Consider the following 11,143-nt stretch of genomic DNA (forward strand, 5'->3'; position numbering starts at 1 on the left):
GCGCAACGGGGACGCGGAGTATAACAGGCTACGCCTGCAAGGTGTGACTAAAAAAGCATCAAATTGATGCTTTTTTTAGTATAGCTGCTTATCCCATAATTTGGCTGTGGGTATTACTCTAGCGGGTTTTAACGTTATTCTTAACATGCTATATCACTGAAATAAGCTCATTTGCTCTGGGCTATTTCGGGCTAACAATTCTAAAGACTCATCACGTAAGCAAACAAGTTAACCAGCGCTAAACCCACAATCACGCTCCAAGTTAATATCATCCCCCAAAAGCGACCTATGTGGTAACCGCCTTTACCTTGGGTTAAACCAATGGCGTGCAGCACCCGTGCAATAATCCACACACAACCAAAAACATGCAGCATTAAACTACTACTGCCATTTAGCTCGGCGACGACTAATAACAGCAAAGCAATTGGTGCATTCTCAAGTAAATTGCCATGTACTCGCTGCGATAAAGTCAGTGATTCGTTGCCCGCGGTGCCAATACCTATTTTATGAGTTCGTCTTAATTTTATTACCCGATACGTGAGTAAAACGGTCAGTAACGCTGTGAGGCTGATATACAAGCCTGAGATAGCAAGCGGCATCTTCACTCCAATTATTTAATCGCAACACCCCAGCATTACAATTAACGAACATCATGTAAATAAATGGCAACTTTTTTATCTCAAATAAGGTAAGATGCGCTCGTAAAATGATGACCGTAAAACAGTAAGATAAAACAATAACTAAAAAAGCTTTAAGGCACTGTTTTTAAATACAAACCCTAAGTCACCAATAGCGAATTGAGATTGTGGATAATCAAGAGTTTTTAGAAAAGCGCCGTTTTATTATTAAACTCGGTAAAGCGCTACATAAATTTGGTACACCTGCCTACCGCTTAGAAACCCACTTACAAGGTGTTTCTAATGTACTGGGAATAGAAGGTTATTTTTTAATTTCGCCAACTGCGATGACTTTTGTGCTGCAGCACGATGAAGATCAAGAGTACAACCACGTTGCCCGCGTAAAACCTGGTGATCTCGATTTAGGCGCACTGGCTCGCACCGACGAGTTGGTTGAAGAACTCATGTCTGGTCAACGTACCCTGCAAGAAGCGCTTGAGCGTCTAGAAGAAATAGCCAACAAACCTAATCCATACGGCACCAAACTCACTCTGCTCGCTTTTGGCACTTCAGCGGGCGCATTTGCCATGCTGATGGGCACCAGTTGGAACGATGTATTTTGGTCTGGAATGCTAGGCTTAATGGTCTACGGTTTAGTTTACCGTGCCGAACGCTCAAAACGCATGGCAGAAATGCTCGAACCCCTTGCCGCCATTTTATGTGCCATCCTTGCCTATGGCATTGCCAAAATCGATCCGTCTGTCAATATTCCCGTTATTATCCTATCGGGGATTATCATCTTTATCCCCGGTTTAGCCTTAACCTTGGGCCTCGCTGAACTCGCCGCTCGAGACTTGATATCGGGTACAGCAAGGGTGATGGATGCCTTTATGCTGCTATTTAAGCTGTATTTTGGGGTAATTCTGGGGATGGCAATCGGTAAAGCCATTTTTGGTGAGACCACTTATGTACCGCCAGAAACCTTACCGACTTGGGCTATTTGGGCTGCGGTGCCAATCTTATCAACTGCACTGGTCATCATCTTTAAAGCGCGCTTAAAAGACTCGCCTTGGGGAATTTTGGCGGGAATCGTTGCCTTTTTCTCAGCCATGTTAGGCGCAATTTACTTCGGTGAGTCTATTGGTATTTTCTTTGGCGCTTTGGCGGTAGGTATTTATTCCAATTTATATGCCCGCTGGATGAAGGCTCCAGCATCTATTGCACTACTGCAAGGTATTGTCATCTTGGTTCCCGGTAGTAAAACCTATATCGGCCTGAACACCCTTATTTTGGGCGAAACCATTTTTAACCAGTCGCACCTTGGCATTCAAATATTCTTAATCTTTATGTCGATTGTCGCTGGACTTATCTTTGCCAACGTCGCGGTACCACCTAGACGTACCTTATAAATACTATTACTTATCTCTAGATAGGAAGAGCGCTTTAAGCGCTCTTTTTTATTGCCTCACATCACTTTCAGCTTAGTAAATCAGCACGTTATTGCTTGAGTCATCTACACTTAATCAATATGACAGCTTTATTACTTTCTGTTATTAATGGATCTTGCCAAGGAGGATAACCGATAGGATGAAACGGCTTTTCAGCGTGACATTAGCATGTCTTGTAAGCATCCATGCGGGTGCCACTTCTGCTGAAAATAAAACCGTTATCGCTAACCCCAATACTGATGCTCAACAAAAAAAGCCCACCAAAAATATTGTCATCAAGAGTAACGATATCTTTGATCTCTCAGATCCTGAAACCTTCTTTATCCATCGTTGGGCTAATTACCTACATATCAATACCCGTGATAACGTTATCCGCAATAAGCTTAGCTTTAAAGAAGGCCAAAGTGTCAGCCAAAAAGATCTTGATGAGATGCAACGTATTTTACGAGCAGAGCCCTATATCCGCGATGCAAAAATCACTTACTCAGAGCCAGCACCCGATGCAGACCTTGCCGACGAAGGGCAAAATGTTTTAGTCGAGACTTGGGATAACTGGTCGTTACTACCGACATTTAACGCTAGCCGCAGCGGTGGCGAAAGTAAGTTCTCTGTCGGTATAAAAGAAGATAATTTATTTGGATATGGCGTTAGAACCCGCTTTAAATACCAGTCTAATGCCGACAGAACCGGCTATAAATTTGCTATTGAGGCCCCGGTAAATTTTATCAAACACGCGACCATTGCAGCCGATTTTTACGATAATAGTGACGGTCATGCGCAACATCTCTATTTTGAGAAACCTTTCTATACCCTCGATGGTAATCACATGTATTCGGCTGAATATTTGAATGATTTACGTATCGACACCTTAAAGCAAAATGGTCAAGACACTAATGAATTTGAACACGCGGTTAGCTACAACAATGCTCGGCTAGGCTGGTTAATAGATAAAGATGAGCAACAGTTGTCACGGATCATTATGGGGATAACTCAAGATCGCCATGAATTTAGCCATGTAGACAATTACCCGACTTCAGAGCTGCCCCAAGATAGAGATTTTCTTTATCCATGGCTGGCATATCAATACATTGAAGATGACTTTAAAGTCCTACAAAATATTCACCTGATCAATTACAACGAAGACTTTAATTTAGGTTGGCAGCATTTTATTAAGCTAGGCATTGAAACCCGCGATCTCAACGACGATTCACCGATCGGCTACCATATCAATTGGCAATCGAGTCGCGGCTACCAAGCAGATGAGCAACTGCTGTTGCTCGCAATGGACGGCGAAGGGGTATTTGCCACCAGCCAAAAGGACTTCTACCAACTGAACCTGGCAGCGGAATATTTTTACCAACTCGCGCCCAAATGGACCGCATACTCAAAGCTAAGGTTAAGCACTTCAAAAAATAATTACTTAGACAGACCGTTTGCACTTGGCGATGAAACTGGCATTCGCGGCTATCCTAATGATTACCAATATGGCGATAATCAATGGGCATTGACTGCAGAGCTACGTAACTACCCCAATATTGATCTTTACCAACTCGCAGAGTTAGGCTGGGCGGTATTTACTGATATTGGCCAAGCGTTTGGCGGCAACGATAATAACAACGCGATATCCTCGCCAATTGGCAGCTTTGGTATTGGTGCAAGGATTTACTCTTCAAAATCCAGCTACGGTAATGTGGCCCATATTGATTTAAGCGTGCCCTTTACCTCTGGCCCTGAAGTAAATAGCTGGGAATGGCGTTTTCAGGTGAAAAATCATTTTTGATGATTGCTATTTTTTATCTGCAAAAGCCTCTATTTGGGCTTTAATCTGATTCTTTTGCTGCTTATCTTCTAATTTATAAATCCGCTTAATTTGCGACTTCATCATAGGATCTTGCACCGTAGACACCGAGTCAAAGCCTGCTTCAACTTTGCCCATGGTTGAGCTAACAGCTAAGCCTTGAGCAAAGTTTAAATCATTCAAGCCACCATTAAGGATCAACAAATAATTTTGGTTTGGACGAACGCCCACTATGATCGAGTAGCGATCGACACTTTCCCAGCCATCCATACGGAAATTATCAATCGAGTTAACTTGCTCAAGAGCCGGGAAGGTATACATAGCATCACGCTCTTTATTGGCTTCAGTTGCTGCACAGCCGCCCAATGCAATGCTCAATATCAATAATAGTTTTGCTAATGTACGCATAAGATATCTCCTGCCTGAATAAAATTAACTGTAGTCGCACGCGGTTAATAAGCAACAAACGGCTATTTAAACTTACGCTACAAGGTGCAATACCGTTAATTAAACTTGCTTAATAATGACGCTATCTAGGCTAGCGCTTTTAAAGCCGATCTGATTTAATGCTCAAGTCACAATGCCAATTATAAGGCAGATAAGAGGTTATTATTTTTCAGAGACTGCAAAATATGTTTAGGCTTAACCTTCAGCCTAAGCAACATTCAAAATCAACATTGGCAATCATGCTAATGCTTTTTGTTTGTCAGTTTTTTTCCGTAAGTTCAGCCTATTCTGTGCAATATCCCGATGGTGAACACCCATTAGGACAATCGATATACCACCATCATAGCCATGCAGTAGTTGAGTCATTCAGTCATCACTCACATGCCCCTAGCGCATTTAATGCTACTGAATCGGTCACCGCTTACCTTGCAAGCGACTCTGCAATCAACGGCGATAACACATTCAATACAGACCCGAATCCAATAACCGAACATGACCATGCCAATCATGGCCATACGCCGTCGGATATACCCGTAGAGAGGGTATTTTCCAGCCAGTTTATTCACTCGGCGACCATTAGCGATAACGATATGCGCTACGAGGGTCACCGCTATGCCCCACCGCTTCCGCCTCCACACTACTAATTATTTTTTAGCGATTATCAAATAACTGACAACCAGTATTTAAATCGCTTTTATAAATATGAGCATAAGCGACTGATATATATATCAGCCTATTTCGCTGTTCTTAATCATATCTAAAATAATTTGGAGAAACAGCAATGAGCCAACCTTTGGCCACAACCATTAAGTTAATGGTGCTGCTATGCGGGCTATTCGCCTCTTTTTCACTGCTTGCTCACGGTGTCGATGAAGGTACCAAGCAATTTTTAACCCTTAACCAAGGGGTATCAATTCTGCCCTTTATCTATATTGGCGCTAAACACATGGTCACGGGATATGACCATTTATTGTTTTTAGTCGGTGTGGTTTTCTTCCTCTACCGCACTAAAGACGTACTCTTGTATGTGAGTCTATTCACTATTGGCCACAGCATTACCCTGCTTGCTGGTGTGTACTATGACATACAAGTAAATGCCTATCTCATCGACGCTATTATTGGCTTTTCTATTATTTATAAAGGGTTTGATAATTTAGGTGGCTTTCAAAGAGTCTTTGGCTTTCAACCCAATACAAAAGTCGCAGTGATGATATTTGGGCTGTTTCATGGCTTTGGCTTGGCAACTAAAATTCAGGAGTTTCAATTACCGCAAGATGGGCTCGTTCCTAACATCTTAGCATTCAACATTGGGGTCGAAATCGGCCAGTTTTTGGCACTTGGGTTAGTGCTCATTTTAATAAGTCTCTGGCGTCGGCACAAAAGTTACCTGCAGTTTTCAACAGTGACAAATACCTTGTTGATGAGCGCTGGCGTAATGCTTGTGGGCTTCCAACTAACAGGCTATTTCATTAACTAGAAGCATCCACGTTAGACACTCAAACCAATATTGAAATAAGATAAAGACAAGGAAAAACAATGAAAAATATCAATAACCAAAGCAATCATCACGAGCAAAACATCATTCCAGTCCACTCGAATGCAACGCTGCTTAAAGCCAGTCTTTGTGCAGGAATAATCGGCACAATTGTACTGGTTACCGCTATTTTACCCGCTGAATACAACATAGACCCGACAGGAATAGGTAAAGCCATGGGACTGACCAAGATTGCCGAAGCGGCACAAGCAGACCCAAGCCCGATCTCTTTAGTATCAGCTGAAAACCCTACCCCTAGCGCTAATACATTAGCGATTGCTCTTGCACCGACGGTAAGTGAAATAAAGCAAGCAAGAGCGCAAGAGCCTGGCATGCGCCAAGATAAAGTCGATATTGTTATCCCTGCCGGTAAAGGCTTGGAATACAAGTTTTTACTCAATCAAGGCAAGCATTTGGAGTACGACTGGCGTACCGATGGCGGCGAGCTATTTTTTGATTTTCATGGCGAACCACAAGGTGATAGCACCGGATTTTACGAAAGCTTTGCGATTACGACAGCCAGTAAAATGCAGGGCACACTGACCACACCGTTTTCTGGCTCACACGGTTGGTATTGGAAAAACAAAACGAACCAACCTATTACGGTAACCTTATCCACCAAAGGCGCTTATATAATTAAGGGGTAACCCATTTAGTTAAGGGGTGCAAAGTTGTAAGTATCTGGGGTGAATGCTGTTCGAGATATTGGCATTACTTGCTAGATTACCCCTTAAAGCAATCAGCAAAAAGCCCGCAAACACTAGGTTTTGCGGGCTTTCATTGATTTTACATTACTAAGCTTATCGCTAATGAGCATGACCTTGTGAAAAGTTAATCATCATGACACCTGCTGCCACCAGCACCATGCCAACCCAGGCCGTCATATCCAAATGTTCGCGATAAAATAGTGCTGAGATTAATGTCACTGACACAATCGCTAAACCGGCCCATAAAGCATGCACCACACCAACTGGCATGCCCTTCATTGCTTGGCCTAAAAAGATAAAAGCAGTGAGGTGCCCCAAAATAACCAGCGCCGCTGGTAAGGGCTTACTAAAACCATCGGTGGCCTTGAGTGCCACATGCGATAACACTTCCGCGACCACACCCAATAAAAGAAAAATCCAGCTCATGCTATTACCTTGTTATTTGCTCTGCAAAGTTCTGTTTGCAAAGAGGTTTAAATCAATAAAGCTATTATATTCATCTGGGTAATATTGATAATCACCATAAAGTACAAATGACTTTTACCCTTAGGTAATAATCTTTTTTAAGGCAATAAAAAAGCTGCCGTTACAGGCAGCTTTTAAGTCAGTATCTCAGCGCAGAATCGCGTGTCCTTAATCGATGACTAGTCTATTTAGCCAAGTGCTCAGCATGAAAACGCAGGTGGTTTTCGATAAAGTTAATGAATAGAGGGAAGTAATCACCATTTGCTATCTCTCCCTCTAAAGTCACACACTGCTCTAATCGATGACTAGTCTATTTAGCCAAGTGCTCAGCATGGAAACGCAGATGGTTTTCGATAAAGCTAGAGATGAAGTAATAGCTATGATCGAAACCTTCTTGCATGTTGAGCGTTAGCGGATAGCCGCTTACCTTAGCTGCAGCCTCTAGCACTTCAGGCTTTAGCTGCTCGATAAGAAAATCATCAGCCTCACCTTGATCCACTAATGCAGGGACAAACTCCGTTGCTTGACGCATAAGTAAGCTAGCATCGTATTCAGCCCAAGTTGTGGTATCACGGCCTAAGTAAGCGGTGAATGCCTTTTTACCCCAAGGGCAATTAACTGGATTAGCAATCGGGCTGAATGCCGATACTGATTGATATGCTTCTGGGTTACGCATTGCAATGACAAGTGCACCGTGACCGCCCATCGAGTGCCCCGCAATTGAGCGTTTATCGCTAACCGGGAACATAGATTCAATCAACTGTGGCAATTCATTTACCACATAATCATACATGCGGTAATGACGGTTCCATGGTGCTTGAGTCGCGTTAACGTAGAAACCAGCACCCTTACCTAAATCGTAACCGGCATCGTCGGCAACATCGTCACCACGCGGGCTAGTATCTGGCGCAACAATCGCAATACCAAGCTCTGCAGCCATACGCTGAGCGCCGGCTTTTTGCATAAAGTTTTCATCGGTACAGGTTAAACCTGACAGCCAATAAAGCACTGGCACTTTTTTACCATTTGACGCTTGAGGCGGTAAATAAATGGCAAATCGCATGGCGCAATTAAGGGTTTTAGAATGATGGCTGTATTGTTTGTGCCAACCGCCAAAGCTCTTATTTACACTGATATTTTCAACGGTCATTTAATACCGACTCCTATAAATTTGTGACATCGAGAGTCATTAACTCTCTTAAAAAAACAAGCGCCCGAAAGCGCTTGTTGTTTTGTACTACTGAATTACTTATCGAAGTGGATAACAGTACGAATACTCTTACCTTCGTGCATTAGGTCGAATGCTTCGTTAACTTGCTCAAGACCCATAGTGTGAGTAATAAAGTCGTTTAACTTGAACTCGCCAGCCATGTAACGCTCGACGTATTCAGGTAGTTCAGAGCGGCCTTTAACGCCACCAAATGCACTGCCTTTCCAAACACGGCCAGTCACTAATTGGAATGGACGAGTTGAGATCTCTTGACCTGCACCTGCAACACCAATAACTACTGACTCACCCCAACCTTTATGGCAGCACTCTAATGCGCTACGCATAACGTGTACGTTACCGATACACTCGAATGAGTAATCTACGCCGCCGTCAGTTAGCTCTACAATTACGTCTTGGATTGGCTTGTCGTAATCTTTTGGATTGATGCAATCAGTGGCACCAAGTTTACGTGCTAAGTCGAACTTGCTTTCGTTAATATCGATAGCGATGATACGTGAAGCTTTAGCCATTGCTGCGCCAATAACCGCAGACAAACCAATACCACCCATACCGAAGATAGCAACGGTTGCACCTTCTTCAACTTTAGCGGTGTTCATTACCGCGCCCATACCAGTTGTAACACCACAACCTAGCAGACACACTTCTTCAAGTGGTGCTTCTGGATTCACTTTAGCTAGAGAAATCTCAGGTAATACTGTGTACTCAGAGAAAGTTGACGTGCCCATGTAATGGAAAATATCAACGCCATCTTTAGAGAAACGCGTAGTGCCATCAGGCATCAAACCTTTACCTTGGGTTTCACGAATTTTTTGACAAAGGTTAGTCTTACCAGACTTACAGAATTTACATTCGCCACACTCTGGAGTGTAAAGTGGGATAACGTGGTCGCCGACTTGAACGCTTGTCACGCCCTCACCGATTGACTCAACAATACCGCCGCCTTCATGGCCAAGAATACAAGGGAAGATACCTTCTGGATCATCGCCTGATAATGTAAATGCATCAGTGTGACATACGCCAGTGGCGATCATTTTAACGCGCACTTCACCTTTTTGCGGTGGCATTACATCGACGATTTCCATCGATAATGGTTGACCAACTGCCCAAGCAACTGCGGCTTTTGATTTGATTGTTTGTGCTGTCATCTTGTATTCCTACTTTTATTAAACTCTAAATTACGGTGTGTCACCGCAGTGGGTATGGAAAGATTATAACTACCTGTTAGATTTTGATAATCCCATCAATAGGTAATTTACCTTTACCATATGGTAATAATCTTTTGGAAATTGCTTCATTCTTTACAGAAGCAGTTTTAAAACATATGCCTTAAAGGCGGTGCTAAGCGTGTTACTGCTTAGCACCATTTGATACAGCTGGTTATTTAACGTAACTGGCTATCTTTACTGCCGCGGCGATTAAACAGATGTTGCTTCGCCTGGCTGTTATCGATTTCATTCTGACAATGAATACAGAGTCGAACACCTGGCACAGCTACTCTTCTCGCCTCAGGGATCGTTTCGCCGCATTCTTCACAATGCTGTAAACTAATACCGTCACGCAGTCGACTTCTTGCCTGTGCAACTGCGTCTTCGACGCTACTGTCGATTTGGTCTTGTATTGCACCATCTCTAGACCATCCACCCGCCATATTGATACCTCTGCATGACAATTGTGTTGCCCAATAAATGATAAAGACAAATGGCTTATCCAATTGGCAGCCATTAACCTATAGTTGAAGTCTGCTCTTTAGTCGACATAGGCTAAAGACTCATGAGTGATTAACGCTATTTATCAATATCCAATAATCACTGCTCGACTCGATGGATGTATTATATTTATTTCTTATAAGATGATAATTAGCGTAAATAGCAAATATCTTTTACCATACAGTAAAAATAGTTGGTTCAACCCCCATAAGGAAGCTGCATGTTTAATTGGGAAGGTGTAAGTGAGTTCGTCGCCGTTGCTGAAGCAGAGAGCTTTACTAAGGCATCACAACGATTAGGTATATCGACAGCCCAAGTTAGCCGGCAAATCAGCGCACTAGAAACACGACTTGCATCGAAATTATTTCATCGCACCACCCGAAAGGTGTCAGTAACAGAAGTGGGTCGCATCTATTATCAACATTGCCGCCAAGTACTCGATGGTTTAGAGGAAGCCGAACGCGCCATCACCAATTTGCAAACCAGCCCACGTGGGCTACTTAAAATTACTGCCCCTGTGACCTATGGTGAAATGACCATTGCGCCGTTAATTAATGATTTTGCAGCGCTCTACCCCGAGCTTGAGGTGAAGCTTAATCTCACTAATCAAAAGTTAGACTTAGTTGATGAAGGTTACGATCTGGCCATTCGACTTGGGCATCTAGAAGATTCCAGCATGATGGCCAAAAAGCTTAGCAGTCGTACCCAATATGTTTGTGCATCACCTAGCTATATATCTACTTATGGCATTCCACATTCATTATCAGAGCTTGATCAACACAACTGCTTAATTGGCACCATGGATTATTGGCGCTTTCAAGAGAATGGCAAAGCCCGTAATGTTCGGGTCAAAGGCAGCTTGAGCTGTAATAGTGGTCATGCATTAGTAGATGCGGCCATTAAAGGTATTGGTATAGTGCAGCTGCCGGACTATTACGTACTGCCCTATATCGAAGCCGGCGAGCTCACGGCATTGCTGGAACAAAACCGTCAACCCGAAGAAGGGATTTGGGCGTTATATCCACAAAACCGCCACCTTTCACCTAAAGTGCGTATGTTGCTCGAACACTTAAGCGCGGGTTTAAAGTAATCTAAATAAATAACAGCCAGGCTCATATCTCCGTACTCTCAAAAACAAAAAACGAGTCAAAACTGATAGTTTCGACTCGTTTTGTAAATTATAGCTTTAT

General features: G+C 43.0%; 11 protein-coding genes. 5 read left to right on the forward strand and 6 right to left on the reverse strand.

Going from position 1 to position 11,143, the window contains the following annotated elements:
• Positions 1-200 precede the first annotated feature (200 nt).
• Entirely contained in the window at positions 201-599 is a 399-nt protein-coding gene (locus tag MSG37_RS15295; RefSeq protein ID WP_220778433.1) for an MAPEG family protein, read from the reverse strand.
• 206 nt (positions 600-805) lie between these two features.
• Here MSG37_RS15295 and MSG37_RS15300 point away from each other — a divergent pair, with 206 nt between their 5' ends.
• Positions 806-2,026: a threonine/serine exporter family protein gene (locus tag MSG37_RS15300; protein ID WP_248471519.1), complete on the forward strand. Its 1,221-nt coding sequence runs from the start codon at positions 806-808 to the stop codon at positions 2,024-2,026.
• A 178-nt stretch (positions 2,027-2,204) separates the two neighbouring features.
• A complete protein-coding gene (locus MSG37_RS15305; RefSeq protein WP_248471520.1) occupies positions 2,205-3,845 on the forward strand; it encodes a ShlB/FhaC/HecB family hemolysin secretion/activation protein in 1,641 nt (546 codons plus the stop codon).
• A gap of 6 nt (positions 3,846-3,851) precedes the next feature.
• On the opposite strand, the gene MSG37_RS15310 is transcribed toward MSG37_RS15305, so the two are convergent.
• On the reverse strand, positions 3,852-4,271 hold the full coding sequence (locus MSG37_RS15310; protein ID WP_248471521.1) for a DUF6491 family protein: 420 nt from the start codon (positions 4,269-4,271) through the stop codon (positions 3,852-3,854).
• A gap of 820 nt (positions 4,272-5,091) precedes the next feature.
• On the opposite strand from MSG37_RS15310, the gene MSG37_RS15315 reads away from it, so the two are divergent.
• Both MSG37_RS15315 and MSG37_RS15320 read left to right on the forward strand, forming a co-directional pair.
• Entirely contained in the window at positions 5,092-5,787 is a 696-nt protein-coding gene (locus MSG37_RS15315) for a HupE/UreJ family protein (protein ID WP_248471522.1), read from the forward strand.
• A gap of 59 nt (positions 5,788-5,846) precedes the next feature.
• Positions 5,847-6,491, forward strand: coding sequence for a hypothetical protein (locus tag MSG37_RS15320; RefSeq protein WP_248471523.1), 645 nt, complete (start codon positions 5,847-5,849; stop codon positions 6,489-6,491).
• Between the two features lie 159 nt (positions 6,492-6,650).
• Here the strand turns inward: MSG37_RS15320 and MSG37_RS15325 are convergent, their stop codons facing one another.
• The 4 genes from MSG37_RS15325 to MSG37_RS15340 form a co-directional block, all read right to left on the reverse strand.
• Positions 6,651-6,977 (reverse strand): multidrug efflux SMR transporter, encoded by a 327-nt coding sequence (locus MSG37_RS15325; protein ID WP_220778443.1) that lies wholly within the window; start codon positions 6,975-6,977, stop codon positions 6,651-6,653.
• A 349-nt stretch (positions 6,978-7,326) separates the two neighbouring features.
• On the reverse strand, positions 7,327-8,166 hold the full coding sequence (gene fghA / locus MSG37_RS15330; RefSeq protein WP_248471524.1) for an S-formylglutathione hydrolase: 840 nt from the start codon (positions 8,164-8,166) through the stop codon (positions 7,327-7,329).
• 95 nt (positions 8,167-8,261) lie between these two features.
• Positions 8,262-9,392 (reverse strand): S-(hydroxymethyl)glutathione dehydrogenase/class III alcohol dehydrogenase, encoded by a 1,131-nt coding sequence (locus MSG37_RS15335; RefSeq protein ID WP_248471525.1) that lies wholly within the window; start codon positions 9,390-9,392, stop codon positions 8,262-8,264.
• Between the two features lie 236 nt (positions 9,393-9,628).
• Entirely contained in the window at positions 9,629-9,895 is a 267-nt protein-coding gene (locus tag MSG37_RS15340) for a DksA/TraR family C4-type zinc finger protein (RefSeq protein ID WP_248471526.1), read from the reverse strand.
• Between the two features lie 278 nt (positions 9,896-10,173).
• On the opposite strand from MSG37_RS15340, the gene MSG37_RS15345 reads away from it, so the two are divergent.
• Positions 10,174-11,043 (forward strand): LysR substrate-binding domain-containing protein, encoded by an 870-nt coding sequence (locus MSG37_RS15345; RefSeq protein WP_248471527.1) that lies wholly within the window; start codon positions 10,174-10,176, stop codon positions 11,041-11,043.
• Positions 11,044-11,143: the final 100 nt, after the last annotated feature.

This window comes from Shewanella sp. 1CM18E (genome assembly GCF_023161665.1).
In the GTDB taxonomy this organism is placed as follows: domain Bacteria; phylum Pseudomonadota; class Gammaproteobacteria; order Enterobacterales; family Shewanellaceae; genus Shewanella.

Coding starts and splice junctions, on each gene's coding strand:
- MSG37_RS15345 (WP_248471527.1), top strand. CDS start 10,174: ATGTTTAATTGGGAAGGTGTAAGTGAGTTCGTCGCCGTTGCTGAAGCA.
- MSG37_RS15340 (WP_248471526.1), bottom strand. CDS start 9,895: ATGGCGGGTGGATGGTCTAGAGATGGTGCAATACAAGACCAAATCGAC.
- MSG37_RS15320 (WP_248471523.1), top strand. CDS start 5,847: ATGAAAAATATCAATAACCAAAGCAATCATCACGAGCAAAACATCATT.
- MSG37_RS15325 (WP_220778443.1), bottom strand. CDS start 6,977: ATGAGCTGGATTTTTCTTTTATTGGGTGTGGTCGCGGAAGTGTTATCG.
- MSG37_RS15310 (WP_248471521.1), bottom strand. CDS start 4,271: ATGCGTACATTAGCAAAACTATTATTGATATTGAGCATTGCATTGGGC.
- fghA (WP_248471524.1), bottom strand. CDS start 8,166: ATGACCGTTGAAAATATCAGTGTAAATAAGAGCTTTGGCGGTTGGCAC.
- MSG37_RS15305 (WP_248471520.1), top strand. CDS start 2,205: ATGAAACGGCTTTTCAGCGTGACATTAGCATGTCTTGTAAGCATCCAT.
- MSG37_RS15295 (WP_220778433.1), bottom strand. CDS start 599: ATGCCGCTTGCTATCTCAGGCTTGTATATCAGCCTCACAGCGTTACTG.
- MSG37_RS15315 (WP_248471522.1), top strand. CDS start 5,092: ATGAGCCAACCTTTGGCCACAACCATTAAGTTAATGGTGCTGCTATGC.
- MSG37_RS15335 (WP_248471525.1), bottom strand. CDS start 9,392: ATGACAGCACAAACAATCAAATCAAAAGCCGCAGTTGCTTGGGCAGTT.